The organism is Enterococcus moraviensis ATCC BAA-383, from assembly GCF_000407445.1.
GTDB lineage: Bacteria > Bacillota > Bacilli > Lactobacillales > Enterococcaceae > Enterococcus_L > Enterococcus_L moraviensis.
The window spans coordinates 276,629-302,181 of record NZ_ASWB01000001.1; the positions used below are offsets into that span (position 1 = coordinate 276,629).

Sequence of the window (25,553 nt, forward strand, 5' to 3'; positions counted from 1 at the left end):
CACTTGGTTTTTGTAGGTATATACTGAGGACAATTCTTAAATAAATCAGTTACGGAGTGATTCATATGACAACCATGAAGCATAACCAATCACAACTGAATAATTATTACTTTAGCTATTTTAGATGAGTTTGTATTCATAACATTATGGATGCAGACTAGCAAGTTTGTATCTATGATGGCTAGGGGATTTTGAGATGACTTTCAGCCGCGTAGATGAGAAAATCTATAGTGGCTTTTATATTACCTGTTTTTTGTGAGGTGTTCACTGTAGATTTTTTCTGAAAATTTACGTGAACACCTTTTTTGTTTGAAGAAAATCACTTTTTTGGAGGAAATAAGATGGAGAATAAGATCACAGGCCACACTAGATTGGCTGCATTATTTGCTACACCGATTCGTCACAGTGTTTCACCAATGATCCATAATACAGCGTTTCAAGCACTAGGAATTGATGCCGTATATCTTGCTTTTGAAGTGGGGACAGAGGGATTAAAACAAGCAATTGATTCAATCAAAAATTTGGATATGATGGGGGCTAACCTATCGATGCCAAACAAAATTTTAGCAGTGGAGTATATGGACGAGCTAAGTGAAGCAGCTCGCTTGATTGGCGCTGTCAACACGATTACGAATGATCAAGGCAAACTGACAGGTCATAATACAGACGGCACTGGTTTCATGAGAAGTTTGCAAGATATTCAAGTTGAAATTATTGGTAAAAAAATGACCGTTATCGGTGCAGGTGGCGCAGCTACAGCAATCATTGTTCAAGCAGCCTTAGATGGTGTCAAAGAAATCACTGTTTATAATCGTAAAGACGATTTCTATGACAAAATCAAAGAAAAGTTAGCTTATATTTCAGAGAATACTACTTGTACGATTACCTTAAATGATTTGTCAGATGAAACGAGCTTAGCAAAAGATGTAGCAGAAAGTGCCTTATTACTAAATGCAACTGGTGTTGGCATGAAACCATTACAAGACCAAACACCGATTCAAGATTTTTCCATCATTCGTCCAGACTTAGCAGTTTGCGATGTCATCTATACACCAAGAGAAACTGAGTTTCTTAAACAAGCTCGTCTACGTGGCGCAAAAACAAAGAACGGCTTAGGCATGCTGCTTTATCAAGGAGCTGCAGCTTTTGAAAAATGGACAGGACAAGAAATGCCAATAGAAATCGTAAAACCAATTATCGAAAACAACTAAAATAGAATTGACTGAAGGAGAGAACAACAATGATCGTAATCATGAAATCAGAAGCAACGAAAGCACAAATTAAATCGGTGATCGAACGTGTCAAAAAAGAAGGATTAGAAGTGCATCTAAGTGAAGGGAAAGAACAAACAATCATTGGATTGGTTGGTGACACAAGAAAAATGCAAGATGTAGCATTTACGAGTTACGACGGTGTTGAAAATGCCGTTAGAATATCTTTAACATACAAATTAACAAGTCGAGAATTTCACCCTGAAAATACGGTAGTTGATGTTGATGGTGTCAAAATTGGTGATGGTAGCATGACCATGATGGCAGGTCCTTGTTCAATCGAAAGTTTAGATCAAATTCGTGAATGTGCAAGAATTGCCAAAGCTGGAGGTGCAACAATCCTACGTGGTGGCGCGTTTAAGCCAAGAACATCACCATACGCTTTCCAAGGCTTGGAAGAAGAAGGTTTAAAATACATCCGTCAAGCAGCCGATGAATTTGATATGAAAGTAATCACTGAGGTTATGGATGAAGCACATATTGATATGATTGCAGAATACAGCGATATACTACAAATCGGTGCACGAAATATGCAAAACTTCAAATTATTACAAGCAGTTGGGAAAACTGGGAAACCAATTGGCTTAAAACGAGGTATTTCTGGTACAATTGATGAGTGGTTAAATGCGGCAGAATACATTGCCGCACAAGGAAACTTCAATGTGTTGTTTATCGAGCGTGGTATTCGTACTTACGAAACAGCTACTCGTAATACACTTGATTTAAGTGCTGTCCCATTGATTAAAAAATTAAGTCATTTTCCAATCATTGTTGATCCTAGCCATGGTGTAGGTATTTGGGATCTTGTTCCTCCAATGGCTCGTGCAGGTGTTGCAGCAGGTGCTGACGGATTAATCGTCGAAATCCACCCAGATCCAGTTAACGCATGGTCTGATGGACCTCAATCATTAAACGAAAAAACCTACATGAGAATGATGGAAGAAGTTCATATCATGGAAAAGGCAATGAAAGAAATCAATGCTTTAGGAGAATCGAACAGCTAAGATAAGAGCTACTAAATCGAATGTTTAATTAATAAAAAAAGGAGTTGAAATAAATGAAACTCACGGTAAATTTACCAAACCATTCATATGATTTGAGCATTGAAAACGGGTTGTTAAAAAAGATAGGTTCGTGGGCTAAAGAACTTTGGTCATCACAAAAAATTGTCATCATAACAGACACAAACGTTCAACCATTGTATGGAGATCTGGTTTATAACAGCTTAAAAGAAGCAGGTTTTGACCCTTCTACTTTTGTAATTGAAGCAGGTGAGCAAAGTAAACGGTTGAATGTTGCTGCTGAAATTTATGATTTCTTAGCAGAAGAAGGTATGACGAGAAGTGACGGTATCATTGCGTTAGGCGGTGGCGTTGTTGGTGATTTAGCAGGTTTTGTTGCATCGACTTATATGCGAGGACTTCATTTCTTACAGGTACCAACAACATTATTAGCCCAAGTAGATAGTAGTATTGGCGGCAAAACAGCAGTCAATACTACCAAAGCTAAGAATTTAGTCGGTACATTTGCTCAACCTGATGGTGTTTTAATTGATCCAGACACATTAAACACATTAGAAGTACGTCGAATTAGAGAAGGAATCGCTGAAATAATCAAATCAGCAGCGATAGCGGATGAAAAATTATGGCAAAAACTAGATGAATTGACGGATGAACATGATTTGATTGCACATGCAACCGAAATAATCGCTGCTTGTTGTAAAATAAAACGAAACGTTGTTGAGAAAGATGAATTGGACAATGGTATTCGTTTACTGCTCAATTTTGGTCATACGATTGGCCATGCTTTGGAGAATACAGCAGGTTATGGGAATTTAACTCATGGTGAAGGTGTAGCGATTGGGATGAGCCAAATCACAAGGGTTGCTGAAAGCAACGGTTTGACACCAGTTGGTACAACAGATCAATTAAATAAGATGATCCAAAAATTTCATTTACCAATCACTTCAAAATACTGGGACCAAGAGCAATTATACACTGCATTAACACATGATAAAAAAGCACGTGGCGGGAAAATCAATATTATTTTATTAGCGTCAATAGGCGAAGCAAAAATTGTTCGTATTCCAATCGAAGAAATGAAGAGTTATTTAAACTAGCTAGCTTCAAGAGCTAGCCTTTCGGTAAAAAGACAAAATCTGATTGTGGCAAAAAACGCCACCCTCTGATTTTCCTATTTTCTGTCAAGGCTTACCAAGCTCTTTCAGCTTTTAAAATTAGGAGGAATTTAGATGCGGTTTATTACAGCGGGAGAATCACATGGACCAGAATTAACAGCAATTATTGAGGGGTTACCAGCAGGCATGCCTCTATCACCAGAAGACATTAATCATGAGTTAGCAAGAAGACAAGGCGGCTATGGACGTGGTGGGAGAATGTTGATTGAAAAAGATCAAGTAAGAATCACATCAGGTATTCGTCATGGCAAGACCTTAGGTTCACCTGTTACCCTTGTCGTTGAAAATAAAGACTGGAAAAACTGGACTTCTGTTATGTCCATTGAAGAAGTTACGGAGAAAGAGAAAAAAATTCGCCGGGTCAACAAACCTCGTCCAGGACATGCAGATTTGGTTGGTGGGATCAAGTATCAACACGAAGATCTTAGAAATGTATTGGAACGCTCTTCTGCAAGAGAAACGACGATGCGCGTAGCAATCGGAGCAGTAGCCAAAAAGTTATTGAAAGAATTAGATATAGAAGTAGCTGGGCACGTTGCAATTTTAGGTGGGATAAAAGCAGAAATCCCTAATAATCTAACTGTAAAAGAAATACAAGAACGATCAGAAAATTCTGATGTTCGTGTGCTAGATCCCTCAGTTGAACAAGATATACGTGATTTAATTGATACAACCAAAAAAAATGGCGATACAATCGGCGGTGTCGTGGAGGTTGTTGTTGGTGGAGTACCAATTGGATTGGGAAGTTATGTGCAATGGGACCGTAAACTTGATGCTAAAATCGCCCAAGCAGTTACGAGTATCAATGCGTTCAAAGGTGTTGAGTTTGGAATTGGTTTTGAAATGGGCTTTAAGCCTGGTAGTCAAGTCATGGATGAAATCGTCTGGGATGAAGCAACTGGTTATACAAGAACGTCCAACAATTTAGGTGGTTTTGAAGGTGGTATGACAAACGGAATGCCAATTATTGTGCGAGGTGTTATGAAACCTATTCCGACGTTATATAAACCTTTGCAAAGCGTAAATATCGATACCAAAGAACCATACAAAGCAAGTGTAGAACGTTCGGATAGCACAGCTGTACCTGCAGCAAGCGTTGTATGCGAAGCAGTTGTAGCTACCGAAATAGCTCAAGCAATGCTGGAGAAGTTTGGTAGTGATGCTTTTGATCAGATGAAAGAAGAAGTCATCTCTTATCGCCGTTACACTCAAACGTTTTAACAAAAAAACATATGGAGAGTGAAGCGGAATGGAAAAAAAAGTATTGATTATCGGACTAGGCTTGATAGGTAGCTCATTAGCATTATGCATAAAAAAAGAACATCCTTTGATCACGGTTATTGGAATAGATAGCAATGAAAAATCGGAAGAATTTGCGTTAAAACGAAACATTATCGATCAAAAAGGAACTTCGATTGAAGAAGCGGCCATACAATCAGATGTTATTTTTCTTTGTACACCTGTTAAAAGTATGCTTCATCAGTTAAAACTACTAGGTAGATTACCTTTAAAGTCAGATGTAATTATAACTGATGTGGGGAGTACAAAATTAGAAATCATCGAATCTGCAAAAACAGCGGGACTAAAAACATTTATCGGTGGACATCCAATGGCTGGTTCACATAAATCTGGTGTCACTGCAGCAGATGAGAATCTTTTTGAAAATGCCTATTATATTTTAACATCATCTGAAACTGAAAATGAAAAACAAGTGAACCAATTGCAAGAATTGTTAAAAGGAACACGGGCAAAATTTGTGGTTCTGACAGCTGAAGAACATGATCAAATTACAGGAATGCTTAGTCACCTTCCACATATTATTGCAGCGGGTTTGGTCAATCAAAGTAAAGTTTTCAATGAAGACCATCCGCGATCACGTCAGTTAGCTGCTGGCGGCTTTCGTGACATTACTCGAATCGCTTCATCCGATCCACAAATGTGGACTGATATTTTATTGAGTAATAAACAAGCTTTGCTAGAATTGATGCACTTATGGCAAAATGAGATGGATCAAGTTTCCAATTGGATCAAAACTGAAAATAAAGAAGCCATTTATCAATTTTTTTATGAAGCTAAAGAAACAAGAAACCAAATGCCTGTGCACAAAGAGGGCGCTATTCCGGCATTTCACGATTTATTTGTTGATGTACCAGATGTTCCAGGCGTTATCGCTGAAATTACTGGTTTGCTTGGTAAAGCAAAATTATCATTGATTAATTTGAAAATTCTGGAAACAAGAGAAGATATCTATGGTATTCTACAATTGAGCTTTAAGCGACACGAAGATTTAGCAAAAGCGCAAGAAACGATTGAAAAAGGTACAGACTATTTGTGTTACGAAAAATAAATGATTGGTTCACTTATAGGACAGAATAAATCATAAGGAAACAACTTTACCTAAAACATGATTGAATTCATACGAAGAGAAAATGTCTACAGTATGTTTATTATTAGGAGGGATATTTTGGAGTTAGTAATCAATAAAACGAATTTAAACGGAATGATTGATATTCCCAGTGATAAGTCGATTTCTCATAGAAGTATTATGTTTGGTGCAATTGCACAAGGAAAGACCACCATCAAAAACTTTCTAAGAGGAGATGACTGTTTAAGTACCTTAAAAGCTTTCAAAGATCTTGGTGTTAAAATCGAAGATGATGGGGAAACAATTACTGTTCACGGAACAGGCTTTTCTGGTCTAAAAAAAGCAAAAGAAGCAATTGATGTTGGAAATTCTGGCACTACGATTCGTTTGATCATGGGTATTTTAGCTGGAACAGATTTTTCAACGGAATTGTTTGGAGACCACTCGATTGCTAAACGTCCAATGAATCGAGTTATGCTGCCTATAAACCAAATGGGGGCAGAGTGTAGCGGACACGATGGAACAGAATTTCCCCCACTAAAAGTGACAGGAACAACTACCTTAAACCCTATACAATACGACATGCCTGTGGCTAGCGCTCAAGTGAAGTCAGCTATTTTATTTGCCGCTTTACAAGCTCATGGTGAATCAGTTATCGTAGAAAAAGAGAGAACACGTGACCATACAGAAGACATGATCCGACAATTCGGCGGTGAGATTACAGTTTCTGGAAAAGAAATCAGGATCGCGGGACCACAAATTTTAACAGGACAAGAAGTTATTGTACCAGGTGATATCTCATCAGCAGCCTTTTTTCTTACAGCAGGATTAATTATTCCAAATAGTCAAATTACGTTAAACAACGTTGGCTTAAACCCAACCCGTACAGGTATTATTGATGTTATTGTGCAAATGGGTGGGAACTTGGCGATTCAAGAAACAGGCAGTGCGTCAAATAAGGCGGGAACATTGACTGTTGAAAAAAGTCACTTGAAAGGCATTGAAATCAGCGGAGAAATCATCCCAAGATTGATCGATGAACTTCCAATAATCGCATTACTAGCTACACAAGCTGAAGGAACAACGATTATTCGAGATGCTGAAGAGTTAAAAGTAAAAGAAACGAATCGAATCGATGCAGTTGCTACAGAGTTGAATAAGATGGGTGCCAATATTGAACCAACGGATGACGGCTTGATTATTCATGGTAAAACACCTCTACATGGAGCAAACGTTACCAGCTACGGAGATCATCGTATCGGTATGATGTTACAAATTGCCGCGCTTTTAGTAAAAGAGGGAACGGTAGAACTAGAAAAAGCTGAAGCAATTTCCGTTTCTTACCCACGATTTTTTGATGATTTAAATAAATTATACCGATAAATGGAGGAATGAAGATGAAAGGGATTATTTTAATTGGTTTTATGGGAGCTGGCAAAACGACTGTCGGCAGATTACTTTCAACGAAAACAGGTATGGAACACATCGATTTTGATGATAAAATTGTGGAAGAAATCGGTATGACGATTCAAGAATACTTTGATTTACACGGTGAAGAAGCATTCAGAGAAAAAGAAACGAACGTATTGAAACGATATCTTGATCACAATCAAGTGGTATCAACAGGTGGAGGAATCGTTATGCGTCCTGAGAATCGGGAACTTTTAAAGCAAATGGCGCCTGTCGTTTATTTAGAAACGAAGCCAGAAGTATTTATTCCTCGACTAAAACATGATCATACAACTGTTCGACCATTAGTTGTTTCCAAATCTCCAGAAGAAATCAAACAGGTTTTTGAACCTCGTATTCCGTTTTATGAAGAAAGTGCTAGCTTAGTTGTTCGAACGGATGATCGAACGCCAGAAGAAATTGTCAAAGAAATTTTAGAGAATATATAAGTAGGTGAGCCAATGAAAGTCGGGTTTTTAGGTCCAGAAGCATCTTTTACGCATACGGCAACAAAAACAGCTTTTCCAAATGAAGAACTGATTTCCTATCATTCAATTCCCGCATGCATCAAAGGTGTTGAATTTGGTGAAGTTGATTTAGGGGTCGTCCCTATTGAAAATACGATTGAAGGATCCGTCAATACAACGGTTGACTATCTTTTTCACCAAACAACGATTCCAGTAGGCGCTGAAATTGTTTTACCGATTTATCAGCAATTAATGGTAGCAAAAGAAAACAAAAAAACATGGCAAACGATTGAAAAAATTTTATCTCACCCCCAAGCATTGGCGCAATCGCAAGAATTCATTCGAACCCATTTTCCGATGGCTCAACTTGAGGCTACACCTTCTACTGCTTATGCAGCCAATTTTGTTGCTAGCCATCCAGAACAAAAGATAGCGGCAATTGCACCTAAGCTTTCAGCAGAAAAGTATACTCTTGAAATTGTAGGCAAAGACATTCAAGATGTTGCAATCAACCAGACAAGATTTTGGGTGATAGGCGCTGAGAAAGTAGATTTACCTATCCAATCAACGGATAAAAAATCGACGATTGCGTTGACTATGCCCAATAATATGCCTGGAGCATTGCATAAAGCGCTATCTGTATTTAGTTGGCGTGAAATTGATTTAAGTAAAATTGAATCACGCCCTTTAAAAACAACATTAGGTGAATATTTCTTTTTAATCGATATTAATGTACAAAAACCGCAAAAACTTTTAGATAACGCTATAGAAGAGATACGTTTGATGGGCGGTTCAGTAAAAATATTCGGAAATTATAAAATTCACCCAATCAATGGAGTATAAAGATCTGAAAAGGTCTTTTTATTTTTTGTTAAATTTCAACTATCTAATAGGAATTTTAGGAGAAATAAGGTATGCTTAAAACTGTTGATAATTTAAGTGAGGTGTAAATGATGAGCCGTGTAGACCGCTACAAACACATACATGATAAATCAAAACCATTAGAAGATAATAAAGGATTTAGTCCTAGAAAAGAAAAAGAGTCTAAAGACGCTACAGATGAACCTAGAAAAAGCTATTATAAAGAACCCGTTTCAGAACAAGAGCCTGAGAAAGACCCGATTTCAGAACCTTTAGAGGCTGCTGGCGACCAACAAAACCCTAAAAAATCAAAAAAAGAAAAAAAACCAAAAAAACAAAGGGGAAAAAGACGTTTTAGCTGGCCTAAAAGAATCGCCTTATTTTTTGTATTGCTCATCGTTCTTGCGGTAGGTTTCTTTTTCAAAGGAAAATCCTATGCTGAAAACGATAAATCATTACCTAAGGAAACAATCGAAACGTTCAATGGTGTGAAAAGCAGTAATGGTGCCAATAATATTTTGATTTTGGGTAGTGATACTCGTGGAGAAGATGCTGGTCGAGCAGATACAATTATGGTTTTGCAACTGGATGGACCGTCAAAAAAACCTAAATTGATTTCATTTATGCGCGATACCTTTGTCGATATTCCCGGATACGATGCTAATAAGATCAACTCAGCATATGCTTTAGGCGGGGCTGACTTAGTTCGTCAAACATTAGCTGAAAATTTTAATATCCAATGCAGATATTACGCAAAAGTTGATTTCCAATCCTTTGAGAAAATCGTAGATTCAATGTTTCCAAGTGGTGTGAAAATAGATGCTGAAAAAGATTTAAATTTAGATGGTGTTGACATAGCAAAAGGAATGCAAAAAATGGATGGCCATACGCTATTACAATATTCTCGTTTCAGAATGGATGAACAGGGGGATTTTGGTCGCGTGCGTAGACAACAACAAGTGATGTCTGCTGTAATGAGTCAACTAAAAAATCCGTTAGCCTTAATCCGAACACCTGAATCTTTAGGTCGTTTAGTGGGCTATATGTCAACAGATATTCCCACAACTTTCATGTTAAAAAATGGACCGTCTCTACTATTGAAAGGCAGTGGTGGAATCGAACGCTTGACTGTGCCAGTAGATGATTCATGGAGTTATGGAGATTCAGCTTATGCCGGAAGTATTCTACAAATAGATGATATGTCGATGAATCAGTCGGCTATTCAAAATTTCTTAGGTCAATAAGTATTTTATTTAAATATAGAATGATTTATGCTATATTTATAGTATCGTGTAAAATTACTGAAACGAGGTTACAAAATGAAAATTGCTGTTGTGACAGATAGTACAGCTTATTTACCTGAGCGAATCAAGAATGCTCCTAATTTATTTGTTATTCCTATCCCTGTTATTTTAGATGGTAAGATATATAATGAAGGAATCGATATTGAAGCTGATGAGTATTATAGCTTGTTAAATAATAGTTCTGAATTTCCAACAACCTCTCAACCTGCATTAGGTGAAGTTATTGAACTATACAAAGAGATTGCTGCAAAAGGATTCGATACAATAATCAGCATCCACCTTTCTTCAGGCATCTCTGGGTTTGTTAATACATTATTCTCATTAACAGACTCAATCGAGGGAATCACACTTTATCCTTATGATTCTAAGATTACCAGTGTTCCAATGGGGCATATGGTAGAAGCTGCTTTAGATTTGGTGAAGGAACAAGCTAGTTTAGAAGAGATCTTTGCTAAATTAGATATTATCAGAGATAATACTTTTGCTTATCTGATCGTAGATGATTTAAATAATTTGGTTCGCGGTGGTCGCTTGACAAATGGAGCTGCCTTAATTGCTGGACTATTGAAAATCAAACCGATCTTAACCTTTGAAGATGGTAAAATCGTCTTGTTTGAAAAAATTCGTTCAACAAAAAAAGCCTTTGCACGCGCGGAAGATATCATCGGCAAACGAGACAAAGAAATCGACAGACCTGTTAAACTATATGTGATCCATGCAAATAACTTAGCTGTTGCTGAAGAAGAGAAGGCGAAACTTCAAAAACAATATCCAAATGCAATTATTGAAATTGGTCATTTTGGTCCTGTTATCGGGACGCATTTAGGTGAAAAAGCGATTGGGCTTTGTATTTCAGCTCAATAATTCAAAAGATGAAATGAGGCTACTAATTGGCTTTGTTTCATCTTTTATTTTACCTATAAAAAAACTGATTTTGAAAATACTCGCCAAATGATAGTGGTGTATATGAAAGCTATAATCTATAGTAATTTGACGTAATCCTATCGTTCAAAGCGTTCAACTAAAAGAAATAGTATGGTACAATAAAAATAACGATTCAATAGTCATTTTTCTTTAAAAGTAAGGTATACTTAAAGAAAAGGAGGGCGAGTAGATGAGCCTAGCTGAAGAACGATTACAAAAAGAAAAAATGAAACAAGTTCAACTGCTCGCGGCATATTACCAAGTCGTCAATCGGTTACCACTTGGCGATAAGAGAGATCAGATGATTCGCGATATATTAGCATGTAAAGATAAAATAAAGAAAATAAATCAGCAATTAACAGAATTAAACAAACCTGAGGAACATTGATCGAAGAGATAACAGAAAATTTTATTTTTACAGAAGGAGCGTATTTTGGTTATAGATTTTTTTACACTACTACTCGCAGCTTTTGTTATCATCATGTATATTTACTTGATTTTGGTAAGAAAAAGCATTTTAATCAAAAGTTTCAAAAAGAAATTCACCTATGGTATCGTGATTGGGTGTAGCCTGTTTGTCCTCGCGATGACTGTTCTTGCTGATCAAACAGTGGATCAAAGGATTAGAGGATTTCTTTCAGTATTACTTATCTTGAGCTTTCTTTTAGACGCTAAAGGACTTTCAGAGGATCGAATAATTTTAGGTCCTTTCGATAAGAACGGTATTCTATATCAAGATATAGAAAAAATGGCATTATTACTGAAAAAAAACGAAATCCGTCTAAACTATTTTAAGAATGGCCGTCGTGGCCCGATGATGAAATTTTCTATACCTTTGGAGGAATTATTAGCATTTCTTTCTAAACGAGTGAACGAAGAAACGGAAATCAGTATTTTAGTCGATGAAGACATGTAATTAAATAGAGGGAAAACGCTGAAGATAGCGTTCATTTTCACTTTTTTTACACGTTCATCATTTACGAAAACTCTTTCAAAAAGAATTTGAAAAAAAAAGTAAATTTTAGTAGGTATTTCTTTAACTGTTTGCTATAATGTGCAGAGAAATTCTGAAAGGAAGTATTGTTGTGAATAAAGAAATTGAACAACGAATTGCTGAACTACGTGAAAAATATAAAGAGTTGCCGCCAGAGAAAAAAGCAGAGTGGGAACACCATATAAAAAAGAGAAATTTTTTGAACTATAAAAAGATTGAATTGATTAAGTCCGAATTGTTGCGTCTAGAAGCTCGTCGAGCACAACTGGAACTTTGTGATCGAGAAAAAGAACTAGGGCTGATAGAGAAGAAAATTACCTGTAAGAAAGAAAAATTATTACGGTACTTAGGGAAACAACTCAATCAATAATTAATAAGGGGGACACAAGATGGAGTTTGTTTATTTAATTATTGTATTTGCTTTTGCGATAACATTTTCAAATGTCTTTAACCGAATCGTACCGATCATCCCTTTACCGATTGTCCAAATAATCGTGGGTGTGTTGATCGGTGTAACAGATATCGGTCGTGAAATAGTATTTGAACCTGAAATATTTCTTGTGATGATCATCGCGCCGTTGCTTTTTCGTGAAGGCGAACGAAACGATATTTCAGCTACTATGAAAAATTTTAGTGTGATTCTGTTTTTAGCTTTTATTGGTGTTTTGATAACACTCGTAAGTGTTGGTTGGGCTTTACATATGGTTATTCCTGCTTTGCCGATTGCAGCTTGTTTTGCATTAGGTGCAGCACTTGGGCCTACAGATGCAGTTGCTGTAGGTTCTTTATCTGGTAAAATTCAGATTCCGCCCAAAGCAATGCATATTTTAGAAGGCGAAGGCTTGATCAATGATGCGTCCGGCGTTACAGCTTTTCAATTTGCACTGGCAGCGCTGTTAACAGGTAGCTTTTCAGCAGCGGATGCTGGTATCACTTTAATTGTTTCTAGTATCGGAGGCGCTGTTGTAGGTGCCGTACTTGTTATGATCAAACGTCAAGTTGTCATGATTTTAGAAAAAGCATCTGCAAGAGACGTAACTGGGTATTTATTACTAGAGTTATTATTACCATTTTTGGCTTATATGGTCGCTGAACTTTTCCATGTATCTGGAATCATTGCTGCAGTTGTAGCAGGAGTAATGCAAGCCGCAAGTTTTAAGAAAGTTTCATTATTTGAAGCTGAACTTTCAAGCGTTTCAGAGAGTACTTGGGGAACGATTACGTTTACTTTGAACGCCTTAGTATTCCTTTTCTTAGGAATCGAATTATCTCAAGTTTTTTCACCCATTTGGAATAGTGAAACGTATTCCAATAGTTTTTTGATGGTCGTTATTTTAATTTTAAGTGTGACACTATTTGTTGCTAGATTTTTCTCAATCGTGTTGATTTACAGCGTGAAAAATGGCTTAAAAAATGTTTGGCAATCTATGAATGAAATGCTCATCCTGACATTTGGTGGAGTTAAAGGAACTGTCAGTTTGGCTACGATTTTTATTTTACCACTAACACTAAATGGACAAGATTTTCCAGAGCGCTCACTCCTTTTATTTATAACCGCTTGTGTGATTTTGGTCACTTTAGTCGGCGGCATCCTAGTATTACCCTTTTTAACTGAATCCGATGAAGTAGAAAACACTAATTTCCAAGGGATTGTTTTACTACAAGATGTGATTGAACGTCTGAAAAAAATAAACCAAAATGATCCGCAAGTCGAAATGAACGTGGTTATTGAAAATTACCAAGATCGCGTGAAAGAATTGTACACAGAACAATTACCTTCAGAACAAAGACAAGAAGTGCAAGAATTAAGAGCGTTGATTGTTTCGATCGAACGTGATGGATTAGAAGAAAGTTTCCGTCAAAAAGAGATCGGTATCGAAGGCTACAGACTTTACGAACGGTTGATTTCTAGAATGGAACGCTCCATCGCTAGACAATTGTTATCTATTATTGGTTTTTGGTTATTATTTGTGCGTCAAATCATCGCATTCTTTGTTCATCCTAAGATGTTGTTTGCTAAAAAGGACGAAGATAATCGACGTGAATACCAAAAAGAAGAACTAGAAAATGTTCGACAAGTGTTTTTACAAAACACAGAAGTCATTTTGAAAAGTTTAGATAATTTAAAAGGTGTCTATGACGACGAAATTATTCAGTTCTTTATTCAAGGACGCCTTCAACTTGCACATAGACTAGAAGATGGGACATTTATTGATTCATTTATTGTTCGTTCTCAGTCAAATTATGTAAAAGAGCTGTTGATTGGTTATCAAGAAGAGCGAAAAGTCATTGATGAATATGAGCTTTCCGAAAAAATCTCATCGTTTGATGCCAATGAATACAGAAAAAACGTTAATTTATTAGAATCATATTCTATCAATGATATTTCAAGTACTATTCCACTAGGTAAATTGACAAGAGAATTAAAAAAAGAAGCAGAGGAAGAAAACTAGCTTCTTTTTTTTACATTTTTTTGTTACAATAGGCAGGATGAAAAGGGTGTGAGCAGATGAATGAATTAAAAGTAAACGAATTAACTAAAACTTATGGAGAGAAAACGTTATTTGACCATATTTCTTTCCATATCCATGATAAAGAACGAATTGGATTGATCGGCACAAACGGAACTGGAAAAACTAGCTTACTTAATATCCTAGCAGGAAAAGACAGTGGTGATGGTGACATCGGTGCAATCCAGCAGCCCAATGATTATCAAATTGGCTACCTTTCTCAAGATCAAGAATTTGATCCTGAATTGACTGTTGTAGAAGCTGTTTTTCAAGGAGAAACACCAATTATCCAGGCAGTAAGAAACTATGAACTTGCCCTTTTAGCTTTGGCCGAGGACGGACTAAGTGAAACTGCCCAAAAGCAGTACGCACAAGCCGAAGAAAGAATGAATAAAGAAGATGCTTGGACTGCTGACACAGATGCCAAAATTATTTTGCAAAAACTTGGTATTGAAACATTGCATAAAAAAATAGGAGAACTCTCAGGTGGACAAAAGAAGCGTGTCAGTTTGGCGCAAGTATTGATAGAATCACCTGATTTACTACTGTTAGATGAACCGACTAACCATTTAGATTATGAAGCAATCAGCTGGCTTGAAAGTTTTCTAAATGGATACCGTGGCGCAATTTTGATGGTAACCCACGATCGTTACTTTTTAGACCGAGTAACCAATCGGATCTTTGAATTGTCTTTTGGAAAATTATACGAATATAAAGGAAATTACGAAGCGTATATCATTGCCAAAGCAGAACGTGAGCGTGTTGGAGTTGAGCAAGAGGAAAAAAGAAAACAATTATATAAGCAAGAACTAGAATGGATGCGAGCAGGGGTTAAAGCGCGGGGAACAAAACAACAAGCTCGCCAAGATCGTTTTCATGACCTCAAAGAAAACCTTCATCAAGTAAATCAAAAAGGGCAATTAGAAATTGATGTCGCAACACAAAGATTAGGTAAAAAGGTTTTAGAAGTCAAAGATGGACGATACGAGATTGAACACAAGTCTATTTTGAAAGACTTTGATTTACTTATTCAAGCGAAAGATAGAATCGGTATAACGGGAAAAAATGGAGCGGGTAAATCAACTTTATTAAATATACTAGCTGGTCGTTTGCCGCTAGATAGTGGTATATATTCTATTGGAGAAACAGTAAATTTAGCTTATTATACGCAACAAAACGAAGCAATGGATCCAAATCAACGGATGATTTCATACTTACAAGAAGCAGCAGAACAAGTTCAACGTACGGATGGAACGGCTATCGGTGTTGCTGAATTATTAGAAAGATTCCTATTTCCACGTTTTATGCATGGAACTATTATCGGAAAACTTTCTGGTGGTGAAAAACGTCGTTTATATTTGTTAAAACTATTAATTGGTCAACCAAATGTGTTATTATTGGACGAACCAACCAATGATTTGGATATTGATACGTTAACGATTTTAGAAGACTATATCCAAACGTTTAAAGGGGCCGTGATTGCTGTTTCCCATGACCGTTATTTCCTTGATAAAACGATGGAGAAATTACTTGTATTTCAAGGTGACGGACAAATTATGACCTATTATGGTTCAATGAGTGATTATTTGATTGCAAACAAAGAGCAAGCAAAAAAAGCAAGTAAAACGGAACCTAAAACAACGAAAGAACCTGAGAAAAAAGAAAAAACAAAACTGACGTATATGGAACAAAAAGAGTGGGATACAATCGAAACTGACATCTCACAACTTGAAGAACGTGTAGCGCAACTTACTGAAGAAATGAATCATCAAGGTGATGATTTTACAAAATTACAACAACTCCAAACTGACCTCTCAACAGTTGAGCAAGAACTTGAAGAAAAGATGGAACGTTGGGAATACTTGAGTGAATTTGCAGAAAATTAGGGGGCAAAAACTATGGAAGAAGCATATTTAGCATTAGGCCGTAAAATTTTAGAAGATGGGCACTTAAAAGAGGACCGTACAGGAACAGGCACACGAAGTATTTTTGGATATCAAATGCGCTTTGATTTGTCTGAAGGGTTTCCATTATTAACCACTAAGAGAGTCCCATTTGGCTTGATCAAAAGCGAACTTTTATGGTTTTTAAAAGGGGATACGAATATTCGTTTTCTCTTACAACATAATAATCATATTTGGGATGAGTGGGCTTTTGAGCGTTATATCAAAAGTGACGATTACCAAGGACCAGATATGACCGATTTTGGTCATCGTGTTTTGACAGATGAAACGTTTAAAGAGAGTTATGAAAATGAACATAAAAAATTCTGTGACTTGATTTTATCTGATGAAAAATTTGCCGCAAAACACGGAGAATTAGGCAATATCTATGGTGCTCAGTGGCGCCACTGGGAAACAAAAGATAACGGTTTTATTGATCAACTTAAAAATGTTATTGATATGATCAAAAAAACACCTGATTCAAGACGGCTTATCGTATCCGCTTGGAATCCAGAAGATGTTCCTTCTATGGCTTTACCTCCTTGTCATACCATGTTTCAATTCTATGTAAATGATGGGAAATTAAGTTGTCAGTTATACCAACGTAGCGGAGATGTTTTCCTAGGTGTTCCTTTTAATATTGCGAGTTATGCTTTATTGACACATTTAATTGCACAAGAAACAGGCTTAGAAGTAGGTGATTTCGTTCATACAATAGGCGATGCTCATCTTTATACGAATCATATCGATCAAATGAACGAACAACTTACTAGAGAAATTCGCTCGTTCCCTACAATAAAATTGAACCAGGAAAAGAATTCTGTATTTGATTTTGAAATGGAAGACATTGTTATCGAGGGATATGATCCACATCCTACAATCAAGGCACCAATTGCCGTTTAATTTGAAAGGAGTTCTCAATGCTAGCAGCCATATGGGCACAAGATGAAGAGGGAACGATTGGCAAAGAAAATCGTTTGCCTTGGCATTTGCCAAATGATTTAAAGTTTTTTAAACAAATGACTGAAGACAATACTATAGTAATGGGTAGAAAAACTTTTGAAGGAATGGGAAGCCGTCCTTTACCGAATCGTCAAACGATTGTTCTAACTAGAGATAGAGAGTATCAAGCAAAAGGGGTTATTGTACTTCATACCATTGAAGAAGTACTCGATTACGCAAAATCATTTTCAGGTATCACTTTTATTTCAGGTGGTTCAGCAGTTTATGAGGATTTTTTACCCTATTGTGACGTATTATATCGTACAGTTATTCACCATTCATTTGAAGGAGATACAAAATTTCCTTTTGTTGACTGGGATGACTGGGCATTGATCAATTTAAGTATGGGTGCACAAGATGAAGCGAATCATTATGCGTATCAATTTGAAACGTATCAACGAAAAGTTAATACGGACTAAAGAAATGTTTAAACATTTAGAGACAAAAAAACATACTACGTTTGCTAGTATGTTTTTTTGTCTCTAAATATGATTGCGGTATAATCCAACAACACGACCTAAAATACTTACGTTACTTAAAATGATCGGATCGAGTGCGTCATTTTCAGGTTGTAAACGAATATGGTCTGTTTCTTTGAAGAAACGTTTGCATGTGGCTTCGTCTTCATCTGTCATAGCAATAACGATATCGCCATTGGATGCAGCATTTTGTTTACGAACAATAACTTGATCGCCATCTAAAATCCCTGCATTGATCATACTTTCTCCTCTGATTGTTAACATGAATAAAGCATTTTCTTCAGTTTTTAAATCAGGAGGTAAGGGGAAAAAATCAGAAGCTTCTTCTACAGCTAAAATAGGTTCCCCAGCAGTAACAACACCTAACATTGGAATAACGGATGGTTTTACACCGATTTTATCTAATCCTTCTGCCGTTAATTCAATTGCTCTTGGTTTTGTAGGATCACGCAAAATCAATCCCTTTTTTTCTAAACGTGCTAAATGTCCATGAACAGTAGAAGTTGAAGAGAGATCCACTGCTTTACCGATTTCTCTTACGGTCGGTGGATAACCTTTAAGTTCAACTTGTTCATATATATATTTTAATACTTCTATTTGTCTGGTATCTGTACGTTTCACCACAGTCCGCACCTTCTTTCAATTTATATTTTTAGTGTACCATAGTTTAATACAGGAATCAAACAAGCGTTCGTGTTTTTTAAAAAAGTAGGTGTACAGCCGTTATTCTCAAGAAATACTTTCAGTTTATTATTGAATACTTAACAAAGACCTAGTTGTTTCCTAATTTCTCAAGAATATAGTTGTTTTTTTGATGCTATTCTTATAAGATAGACATGGAAAGTAAAGGAGGTAAAAAAATGTTATCATCAGAAAAAATGAATCGAATCAACGAACTAGCTAAAATGGCTAAAGAAAATGGGTTAACGGACAAAGAAAAAGAAGAACAAAAAGTGCTTCGTCAAGAATATCTGGCTGCTTTCCGAGGTGGAATGCGTCATCATATCGAAGGAATGAAAGTAGTAGATCCTAAGGGGAATGATGTAACACCAGAGAAACTAAAAGAAATTCAAAAAGCTAAAGGCTTGCACAATAGAAAATAATTTTAGTTTTTTTTACTAAAAGTAATTGCTTTCATAAACAAAATACGATAAAATATAGTTAATAAAGGTAAAAAAAACCTAAATAGGAGATGATTTTTTTGTTCGACAACACTGATCAGTTAGGCGTTAACACGATTCGTACATTAAGTATCGAAGCAGTACAAAAAGCAAATTCAGGCCATCCTGGATTACCAATGGGTGCTGCACCAATGGCTTATGCACTATGGACAAAACACTTGAAAGTAAATCCAACAACATCAACAAATTGGGTAGATAGAGACCGTTTTATTCTTTCAGCTGGTCACGGTTCGGCAATGCTTTACAGCTTACTTCATTTGGCTGGTTATGGTGTAACAATGGATGATTTAAAAAACTTCCGTCAATGGAACAGTAAGACACCTGGACATCCGGAAGTGCACCATACAGATGGTGTTGAAGCGACTACTGGGCCTTTAGGTCAAGGTATTGCAATGGCTGTTGGAATGGCGATGGCTGAAGCACACACTGCTGCAACATATAATCGTGATAGCTTCCCAGTGATCGATCACTATACGTACGCATTATGTGGTGATGGCGACTTAATGGAAGGTGTGTCACAAGAAGCGAGTTCTATGGCTGGACACATGAAATTAGGTAAGCTGATCGTGTTATACGATTCAAATGATATCTCATTAGATGGACCAACTTCAAAAGCATTTACAGAAAATGTTGGTGCACGTTATGAAGCCTACGGTTGGCAACATATCTTAGTGAAAGACGGCAATGATCTAGAAGAAATTTCTAAGGCAATCGAAGCAGCAAAAGCTGAATCAGATAAACCGACTTTAATTGAAGTTAAAACAGTTATTGGTTATGGCGCTCCAAAAGAAGGAACATCTTCTGTTCATGGTGCACCAATCGGAGCAGATGGCATTACTGCAGCGAAAGCTGTTTACGGTTGGGAATATCCTGACTTTACTGTACCAGAAGAAGTTGCAGCACGCTTTAAAGAAACAATGGTAGAACAAGGAGAAAAAGCAGAAGATAACTGGAACAATATGTTCGCAAATTATACAAAAGAGCATCCAGAATTAGCGAAGCAATTTAAACAAGCTTTTGCTGATGAACTTCCAGAAAACTGGGATAAAGAATTACCAACTTACGAAGTCGGCTCAAGTGCAGCTAGCCGTGTTACAAGTAAAGAAACGATTCAAGCAATTTCTAAAACTGTACCTGGTTTTTGGGGTGGTTCTGCCGATTTATCTGCCTCAAATAATACAATGGTTGCAGCAGAGAAAGATTTCGAACCTGGACAATATGAAGGACGCAATATTTGGTTTGGTGTTCGTGAATTCGCTATGGCTGCGGCTATGAATGGAATTCAATTACATGGAGGAAGCCGAGTTTACGGTGGAACATTCTTCGTATTTACCGACTATTTACGTCCAGCTGTTCGTTTAGCGGCACTTCAGAACACTCCTGTTACGTATGTGTTAACACATGATTCAGTAGCTGTAGGGGAAGATGGACCAACTCACGAACCAGTTGAACAATTAGCAAGCTTACGCTGTATGCCAGGCGTTCAAGTAATTCGTCCAGCTGATGGAAATGAAACTGTTGCAGCATGGAAAATTGCTATGACAACAAAAGACGCTCCAACAGTCTTAGTTTTAAGCCGTCAAAATTTACCTGTTATTGAAGGTACTAAAGAAAATGCAGGCGAACTTGTACAAAATGGCGCGTATGTAATTTCAAAACAAAAAGGTGAGAAGCCAGAAGGTATTTTGATTGCAACAGGTTCAGAAGTGAACTTAGCGATTGAAGCACAAAAATCTTTAGCAGAACAAGGTAAGGATGTCGCAGTTGTTTCAATGCCAAGTTTTGATTTATTTGAAAAACAAACAGCAGAATATAAAGAGTCTGTTTTGCCGAAAGATGTAACGAAGAGAGTGGCAATCGAAGCAGCTTCACCATTTGGTTGGGAGCGTTATGTTGGTTCTGCTGGCTCAACGGTAACTATCAATCACTTTGGCGCTTCTGCTCCAGGCGATTTAGTTCTAAAAGAATTTGGTTTTACAGTTGAAAACGTTGTTTCAACATTCAACAATTTATAAGATTTTATTGAAAAACAGAGATCACTGATTGTGAATCTCTGTTTTTTTGTTACAAATCAACGCTGTAATTATTTTGTAATAAAAAAAATATAATTTAAATAGGTCGTAATGTTGATTTTATTATTAAAATCTATTTCATAACTAGGGAATAAGCGGATTTATACAAAATCTGAGAATTGGATCACGTACACGATGTAAAGTGTGCAAAACAAATGTGTAGCAAAAAAATAAAACAAAAATTTCAAGCGGATTACACCCACTTTAAAACTTTAGATTTCAGGAGTAAATAATTGTTTATAAAAATTTCTCCGAGTAGAATGATGATATGATGTTCTATTGAGGAGGAACAAATGAATGGACGAGATCAGAACAAGAAGTAGTAGACACCAACTAAAAGCACAAAGAAATAGTCATAAAAGAATAGCATCTGTGATTGGAACGTCATTAGTATTTCTTCCTGTCGCAGGAAATTTAGTCCCTCTAAGTGTTCAAGCAACAGAATATGAAACACAAGGAGAAGTATCTCAACAAGCATTTATTGATTCGATTGGCTATTCGGCATCTTCAGTGGCTGACGCAAATGATTTATACGCATCTGTTATGATTGCTCAAGCATTATTGGAAAGTAGTTATGGTACTTCAGGATTAGCAGCAGCGCCAAATTACAATTTATTTGGCGTAAAAGGCAGTTATGCTGGACAAACAGTTTATATGCCAACTGCTGAATATTTGAATGGGGAATGGGTCACTGTAACCGAACCTTTTAGAAGTTACCCCTCTTATACGGAGTCCTTTCAAGACCATGCCAATGTCATTAAAACAACCTTAGCTTCTAGTGGAAACTATCATTACTCTGGTGTATGGAAAAGCAACACAACAAGTTATATGGATGCCACAGCAGCTCTAGCTGGACGATATGCTACTGATCCGAATTATGCAAGTAAATTGAATTGGTTGATTTCTGCATACGGTTTAACAGCATACGATAGTGGAAATAGCGGATTCGTTGCAACTAGCGACAATCAAGTAGCCGATCAAACAGTAGTTGGCCAAAGCAGTGCTACAACAACGGCACAAACATACACAGTATCTTCTGGTGATACGCTTTGGGGAATTGCAGAGCGATTCGGTATCTCAGTTGATCAGCTTATGGCTTCTAACGGAATTACAGCTGAATTGATAACAGTCGGGCAAGTATTACAAGTTGCATAATAAAAAGCTATCAACAAGATAACCACTTGTTGATAGCTTTATTTTTTAGCGTTTTCCTAATCGTAATTCTTCTAACCGATGTTGGCGATTTTTAGTTAAATCTTTGATTCTCGGTTTAGGTAAAATTGCCTCTGATGATATTGTTGATTTCATCTTATGAGTCAACGGATCTGCAGGATCAAATTGCGTCAAATAACGGATGACTTCACGAACAATTTGAGTTGGAGTAGATGCACCAGCAGTTACAGCTACTTGTTTGACATCCATCAACCACTCAGGATCGATTTGTGAAACGTCAGAGATTCTATAAGCTAAAACACCTGCCTGTTCAATAGAGACTTGAGCCAAGCGATTACTATTATTACTTTTAGGATCCCCTACAACAATCGTTAATTCACAATCTTTAGCTTGATTTACAACCGCTTCTTGACGGACTTGGGTCGCTTTGCAAATATCTTTGTGGATTAGCACATTGGGGTATTTTTGTTGAATTAACGTCATCAAATCACTTACATCCCATTTGCTCATCGTTGTCTGGTTCGTGACAAAAATCTTGACTCCATTTAACTGTAGTTTTGCTATATCTTGATGATTAGAAACTAAATGAACATGATTGGGGGCAATTCCTAATGCACTTTCGGGTTCAGGATGATTTTTTTTACCTATGTAGATAATGTCATATCCTAGAGATACTTTTTCTTCAATCAATTCATGAGTAATCATCACATCCGGACATGTCGCATCAATCACTGTCAGCCCTTTTTCTAGTGCTAATTGTTTCACTTTCGGTGAAGTTCCATGTGCTGTAAAAATAACAGTGCCTCGATCTACTTGATCTAGGATAGCTTCACGATTTTCTCCTTCTAATGTGTGAATACCGATACTTTCAAACGCATCTGTCACATGTTTATTGTGTACGATCATTCCTAATATATAGATTGGTCGCGGTAAATCCTCATCTAAAGAAGCATTTCGAGCAATGACCATTGCATCTACAACACCATAACAATAACCTCGAGGACTAATATTTATAATTTTCATACAGGTCGTAACTCCTATTTCACAAATTTTATCACCAACTCTACTATACAACATTACATCATTTTTGTTAAATTTGTTTAAGGAGCAAATAGGAATTGAGAAACGCTAGCAAAATAATAGCCAGCTGAGAGGATATGAGCTATTATAAAAACAAGAAAAAGTTTTTTTGCTTATACTAATACTAAACTGGGGGAATGAATCATGACTCAAATTTTTAATTCAGTTACCGAATTGATAGGTAAAACACCAATCGTAAAATTAGGACCTATTGTCCCTGATGGAGCGGCTGATGTTTTTGTGAAACTCGAATTTTTCAATCCAGGCGGAAGTGTAAAGGATCGTATTGCTTTAAGTATGATCGAAACGGCTGAAAAAAGTGGACTGCTTAAAGCGGGAGATACGATTATAGAGCCCACAAGTGGAAATACTGGCATTGGTTTGGCAATGGTTGGCGCTACAAAAGGGTATCGGGTTATGATTGTTATGCCAGACACAATGAGTATTGAGCGCAGAAAATTAATGCAAGCGTACGGGGCTGAGCTCTTATTGACTCCTGGTGCTGAGGGCATGAAAGGGGCAATTGCTAAAGCAACAGAACTGTCCGAAAAATCAGGCTATTTTATGCCCTTACAATTTGATAACCCAGCCAATCCATTAGCACATGAAAAAACAACTGGAAAAGAAATTCAAGATATTTTCGGTCCAACTGGTTTAGATGCGTTTGTTGCCGGTGTTGGAACAGGTGGTACAATAACTGGGGTTGGGAAAGAATTGAAACGAGTTTATCCTACTATTTCAATTGTTGCCGTTGAGCCAGCAGAATCACAAGTTTTAGAAGGTGGTGCTTCAGGACCACATAAGATTCAAGGAATTGGTGCCGGGTTCATTCCAAAAGTTTTAGATACAGATATTTACAATAAAGTTATCGCAGTTCCTAGTAAAAAAGCGATGGAAACGGCCCGTGATTTAGCGACTAAAGAAGGGTTGCTCGTTGGAATTTCAGCTGGTGCGGCAGTCGATGCTGCAATTCAAATAGCCAAAGAATTAGGAGCTGGGAAAAAAGTTTTAACAATTATACCTGACAACGGTGAACGTTATCTTTCAACTGCTTTATACGATTTTCCTGAATAATTTAGCACAATAAAAAAAGCTTGGAACCAAGCTTTTTTTATTGTGAGGATATATAGTTGCACAAAAAGTATACAATAGATTTATAAAGTACAAAAATCAAGGGTAAATTGCTTATTTCCTGTACTATTTGCGTAATTATTCTTGTCAAGATAGTTTAGAAATAGTATCATTTAAGAAATAAGACTAGGAGGGGAACCAAATGGATAACGTATTGGTAAAAAATGCACTTGAAGAATTAAAAGTAGCCAATATTCGTATTACTCCTCAAAGATATGCAATTTTAGAATATCTAATTGAGAATCATAGCCATCCGACCGCAGATGAAATTTATCGTTCACTAGAAGATCGGTTTCCAAACATGAGTGTAGCAACGGTTTATAATAATTTACGTTTATTTACAGATATCGGTTTTGTCCAAGAAATGAACTATGGAGATGCGTCTAGCCGTTTTGACTTTAGCTCTAAAAAGCATTACCATGCGATCTGTCAAAACTGTGGTAAGATTGTCGATTTCCACTATCCTGGATTGGAAGATGTTGAAATGGCAGCAAGTAAATTAACAGGTTTTGAAATTAATGAACATAGATTAGAATTATACGGTCTATGTCCAGATTGTCAAAAAGCTAAAAAAGAATGAAATGGGTGAAAAGATGAAATCAATACACACAGATCAAGCACCTAAAGCAATCGGTCCATATGTACAAGGGAATATTGTAAATGGTTTGTTATTTGCTTCAGGTCAAGTTCCATTAAGTCCTGAAACAGGAGAAGTTGTAGGCACTACGATACAAGAACAAACAGAACAAGTTTTAAAAAATATTACAGCGATTCTAGCAGAAGTTGGAAGTGACTTTGATCATATCGTTAAAACAACATGCTTTTTAAAGGATATGAATGATTTCGCATCGTTCAACGAAATATACGCAGGAGCTTTTTCGAATCAATTACCGGCTCGTTCAGCTGTAGAAGTAGCTCGTTTACCTAAAGATGTTCTTATTGAAATAGAAATTATTGCAATGGTAAATGAATAGAGTTTTATTTTCACAAGATGAGAAACAACAGTTTCTCATCTTTTTTTACTTTAAAATCAGTGTTTATAGATGAGAATATTGATATTTTAATGTATTTACGGTTAAAATACATGAAGTTTGTGAAAAAATAACTTTGCTATTCACAAGCAAAGAACTCGAATCTGAGGTCTCACTTT

At 36.6% G+C, this 25,553-nt stretch carries 25 protein-coding genes; 23 read left to right on the top strand and 2 right to left on the bottom strand.

Features of this window, described 5'->3' with window-relative positions; genetic code table 11:
* The first annotated feature begins 341 nt into the window (after positions 1-341).
* The 17 genes from aroE (at position 342) to I586_RS01455 (ending at position 17,706) form a co-directional block, all read left to right on the top strand.
* Positions 342-1,211: a shikimate dehydrogenase gene (gene aroE, locus I586_RS01375; protein ID WP_010764971.1), complete on the top strand. Its 870-nt coding sequence runs from the start codon at positions 342-344 to the stop codon at positions 1,209-1,211.
* Between the two features lie 29 nt (positions 1,212-1,240).
* Entirely contained in the window at positions 1,241-2,275 is a 1,035-nt protein-coding gene (gene aroF, locus I586_RS01380) for a 3-deoxy-7-phosphoheptulonate synthase (RefSeq protein WP_010764970.1), read from the top strand.
* 53 nt (positions 2,276-2,328) lie between these two features.
* Positions 2,329-3,390, top strand: coding sequence for a 3-dehydroquinate synthase (gene aroB, locus I586_RS01385; RefSeq protein WP_010764969.1), 1,062 nt, complete (start codon positions 2,329-2,331; stop codon positions 3,388-3,390).
* 132 nt (positions 3,391-3,522) lie between these two features.
* Positions 3,523-4,689, top strand: coding sequence for a chorismate synthase (gene aroC / locus I586_RS01390; RefSeq protein WP_010764968.1), 1,167 nt, complete (start codon positions 3,523-3,525; stop codon positions 4,687-4,689).
* 28 nt (positions 4,690-4,717) lie between these two features.
* Positions 4,718-5,815 (top strand): prephenate dehydrogenase, encoded by a 1,098-nt coding sequence (locus tag I586_RS01395; protein ID WP_010764967.1) that lies wholly within the window; start codon positions 4,718-4,720, stop codon positions 5,813-5,815.
* Positions 5,816-5,908: 93 nt separating this feature from the next.
* Entirely contained in the window at positions 5,909-7,216 is a 1,308-nt protein-coding gene (aroA, locus tag I586_RS01400) for a 3-phosphoshikimate 1-carboxyvinyltransferase (RefSeq protein ID WP_208597453.1), read from the top strand.
* 14 nt (positions 7,217-7,230) lie between these two features.
* Positions 7,231-7,731, top strand: a complete 501-nt coding sequence (locus I586_RS01405) for a shikimate kinase (protein ID WP_010764965.1) — start codon at positions 7,231-7,233, stop codon at positions 7,729-7,731.
* 12 nt (positions 7,732-7,743) lie between these two features.
* On the top strand, positions 7,744-8,592 hold the full coding sequence (gene pheA / locus I586_RS01410) for a prephenate dehydratase (RefSeq protein ID WP_010764964.1): 849 nt from the start codon (positions 7,744-7,746) through the stop codon (positions 8,590-8,592).
* Positions 8,593-8,702: 110 nt separating this feature from the next.
* Entirely contained in the window at positions 8,703-9,854 is a 1,152-nt protein-coding gene (locus tag I586_RS01415) for an LCP family protein (RefSeq protein ID WP_034701353.1), read from the top strand.
* Positions 9,855-9,929: 75 nt separating this feature from the next.
* Positions 9,930-10,778: a DegV family protein gene (locus I586_RS01420; protein ID WP_010764962.1), complete on the top strand. Its 849-nt coding sequence runs from the start codon at positions 9,930-9,932 to the stop codon at positions 10,776-10,778.
* A gap of 250 nt (positions 10,779-11,028) precedes the next feature.
* Complete coding sequence (locus I586_RS01425) at positions 11,029-11,226, top strand: hypothetical protein (protein WP_010764961.1); 198 nt, start codon at positions 11,029-11,031, stop codon at positions 11,224-11,226.
* 45 nt (positions 11,227-11,271) lie between these two features.
* Positions 11,272-11,754 (top strand): hypothetical protein, encoded by a 483-nt coding sequence (locus I586_RS01430; protein WP_010764960.1) that lies wholly within the window; start codon positions 11,272-11,274, stop codon positions 11,752-11,754.
* 169 nt (positions 11,755-11,923) lie between these two features.
* Positions 11,924-12,202: a hypothetical protein gene (locus I586_RS01435; RefSeq protein ID WP_010764959.1), complete on the top strand. Its 279-nt coding sequence runs from the start codon at positions 11,924-11,926 to the stop codon at positions 12,200-12,202.
* A 19-nt stretch (positions 12,203-12,221) separates the two neighbouring features.
* Positions 12,222-14,285 (top strand): cation:proton antiporter, encoded by a 2,064-nt coding sequence (locus I586_RS01440; protein ID WP_010764958.1) that lies wholly within the window; start codon positions 12,222-12,224, stop codon positions 14,283-14,285.
* A 56-nt stretch (positions 14,286-14,341) separates the two neighbouring features.
* Entirely contained in the window at positions 14,342-16,228 is a 1,887-nt protein-coding gene (locus I586_RS01445; RefSeq protein WP_010764957.1) for an ABC-F family ATP-binding cassette domain-containing protein, read from the top strand.
* A gap of 12 nt (positions 16,229-16,240) precedes the next feature.
* Positions 16,241-17,188: a thymidylate synthase gene (locus I586_RS01450; RefSeq protein WP_010764956.1), complete on the top strand. Its 948-nt coding sequence runs from the start codon at positions 16,241-16,243 to the stop codon at positions 17,186-17,188.
* Positions 17,189-17,205: 17 nt separating this feature from the next.
* On the top strand, positions 17,206-17,706 hold the full coding sequence (locus I586_RS01455; RefSeq protein ID WP_010764955.1) for a dihydrofolate reductase: 501 nt from the start codon (positions 17,206-17,208) through the stop codon (positions 17,704-17,706).
* A gap of 63 nt (positions 17,707-17,769) precedes the next feature.
* On the opposite strand, the gene lexA is transcribed toward I586_RS01455, so the two are convergent.
* The gene (gene lexA, locus I586_RS01460; RefSeq protein ID WP_034701359.1) at positions 17,770-18,390 is read right to left on the bottom strand and encodes a transcriptional repressor LexA; all 621 of its coding nucleotides are present in this window, start codon (positions 18,388-18,390) and stop codon (positions 17,770-17,772) included.
* A 236-nt stretch (positions 18,391-18,626) separates the two neighbouring features.
* On the opposite strand from lexA, the gene I586_RS01465 reads away from it, so the two are divergent.
* The 3 genes from I586_RS01465 (at position 18,627) to I586_RS01475 (ending at position 22,174) form a co-directional block, all read left to right on the top strand.
* A complete protein-coding gene (locus I586_RS01465; RefSeq protein ID WP_010764953.1) occupies positions 18,627-18,869 on the top strand; it encodes a DUF896 family protein in 243 nt (80 codons plus the stop codon).
* Positions 18,870-18,967: 98 nt separating this feature from the next.
* Positions 18,968-20,962 (top strand): transketolase, encoded by a 1,995-nt coding sequence (gene tkt / locus I586_RS01470; RefSeq protein ID WP_010764952.1) that lies wholly within the window; start codon positions 18,968-18,970, stop codon positions 20,960-20,962.
* A 354-nt stretch (positions 20,963-21,316) separates the two neighbouring features.
* Positions 21,317-22,174 carry a glucosaminidase domain-containing protein gene (locus tag I586_RS01475; protein ID WP_010764951.1) on the top strand — a complete coding sequence of 286 codons (858 nt, stop codon included), beginning with the start codon at positions 21,317-21,319 and terminating at the stop codon, positions 22,172-22,174.
* A 45-nt stretch (positions 22,175-22,219) separates the two neighbouring features.
* Here I586_RS01475 and I586_RS01480 read toward each other — a convergent pair whose 3' ends face one another.
* On the bottom strand, positions 22,220-23,215 hold the full coding sequence (locus tag I586_RS01480) for a 4-hydroxy-3-methylbut-2-enyl diphosphate reductase (RefSeq protein ID WP_010764950.1): 996 nt from the start codon (positions 23,213-23,215) through the stop codon (positions 22,220-22,222).
* Positions 23,216-23,416: 201 nt separating this feature from the next.
* Here I586_RS01480 and cysK point away from each other — a divergent pair, with 201 nt between their 5' ends.
* The 3 genes from cysK to I586_RS01495 all read left to right on the top strand — a co-directional run bounded on the left by cysK (position 23,417) and on the right by I586_RS01495 (position 25,377).
* On the top strand, positions 23,417-24,346 hold the full coding sequence (gene cysK, locus I586_RS01485) for a cysteine synthase A (RefSeq protein WP_010764949.1): 930 nt from the start codon (positions 23,417-23,419) through the stop codon (positions 24,344-24,346).
* A gap of 199 nt (positions 24,347-24,545) precedes the next feature.
* Positions 24,546-24,983 (top strand): peroxide-responsive transcriptional repressor PerR, encoded by a 438-nt coding sequence (perR, locus tag I586_RS01490; protein ID WP_010764948.1) that lies wholly within the window; start codon positions 24,546-24,548, stop codon positions 24,981-24,983.
* 13 nt (positions 24,984-24,996) lie between these two features.
* On the top strand, positions 24,997-25,377 hold the full coding sequence (locus I586_RS01495; RefSeq protein ID WP_034701661.1) for a RidA family protein: 381 nt from the start codon (positions 24,997-24,999) through the stop codon (positions 25,375-25,377).
* The last annotated feature ends 176 nt before the right edge of the window (positions 25,378-25,553 follow it).

Bases quoted from the DNA above. Each gene is read 5' to 3' on its own strand.
- I586_RS01420 (WP_010764962.1), top strand. From the start codon at position 9,930: ATGAAAATTGCTGTTGTGACAGATAGTACAGCTTATTTACCTGAGCGA.
- I586_RS01425 (WP_010764961.1), top strand. From the start codon at position 11,029: ATGAGCCTAGCTGAAGAACGATTACAAAAAGAAAAAATGAAACAAGTT.
- pheA (WP_010764964.1), top strand. From the start codon at position 7,744: ATGAAAGTCGGGTTTTTAGGTCCAGAAGCATCTTTTACGCATACGGCA.
- I586_RS01475 (WP_010764951.1), top strand. From the start codon at position 21,317: ATGGACGAGATCAGAACAAGAAGTAGTAGACACCAACTAAAAGCACAA.
- aroC (WP_010764968.1), top strand. From the start codon at position 3,523: ATGCGGTTTATTACAGCGGGAGAATCACATGGACCAGAATTAACAGCA.
- I586_RS01480 (WP_010764950.1), bottom strand. From the start codon at position 23,215: ATGAAAATTATAAATATTAGTCCTCGAGGTTATTGTTATGGTGTTGTA.
- I586_RS01455 (WP_010764955.1), top strand. From the start codon at position 17,206: ATGCTAGCAGCCATATGGGCACAAGATGAAGAGGGAACGATTGGCAAA.
- perR (WP_010764948.1), top strand. From the start codon at position 24,546: ATGGATAACGTATTGGTAAAAAATGCACTTGAAGAATTAAAAGTAGCC.
- aroB (WP_010764969.1), top strand. From the start codon at position 2,329: ATGAAACTCACGGTAAATTTACCAAACCATTCATATGATTTGAGCATT.
- I586_RS01495 (WP_034701661.1), top strand. From the start codon at position 24,997: ATGAAATCAATACACACAGATCAAGCACCTAAAGCAATCGGTCCATAT.
- I586_RS01450 (WP_010764956.1), top strand. From the start codon at position 16,241: ATGGAAGAAGCATATTTAGCATTAGGCCGTAAAATTTTAGAAGATGGG.
- I586_RS01395 (WP_010764967.1), top strand. From the start codon at position 4,718: ATGGAAAAAAAAGTATTGATTATCGGACTAGGCTTGATAGGTAGCTCA.
- I586_RS01415 (WP_034701353.1), top strand. From the start codon at position 8,703: ATGAGCCGTGTAGACCGCTACAAACACATACATGATAAATCAAAACCA.
- I586_RS01445 (WP_010764957.1), top strand. From the start codon at position 14,342: ATGAATGAATTAAAAGTAAACGAATTAACTAAAACTTATGGAGAGAAA.
- aroE (WP_010764971.1), top strand. From the start codon at position 342: ATGGAGAATAAGATCACAGGCCACACTAGATTGGCTGCATTATTTGCT.
- I586_RS01465 (WP_010764953.1), top strand. From the start codon at position 18,627: ATGTTATCATCAGAAAAAATGAATCGAATCAACGAACTAGCTAAAATG.
- cysK (WP_010764949.1), top strand. From the start codon at position 23,417: ATGACTCAAATTTTTAATTCAGTTACCGAATTGATAGGTAAAACACCA.
- aroF (WP_010764970.1), top strand. From the start codon at position 1,241: ATGATCGTAATCATGAAATCAGAAGCAACGAAAGCACAAATTAAATCG.
- I586_RS01440 (WP_010764958.1), top strand. From the start codon at position 12,222: ATGGAGTTTGTTTATTTAATTATTGTATTTGCTTTTGCGATAACATTT.
- I586_RS01405 (WP_010764965.1), top strand. From the start codon at position 7,231: ATGAAAGGGATTATTTTAATTGGTTTTATGGGAGCTGGCAAAACGACT.
- aroA (WP_208597453.1), top strand. From the start codon at position 5,909: ATGTTTATTATTAGGAGGGATATTTTGGAGTTAGTAATCAATAAAACG.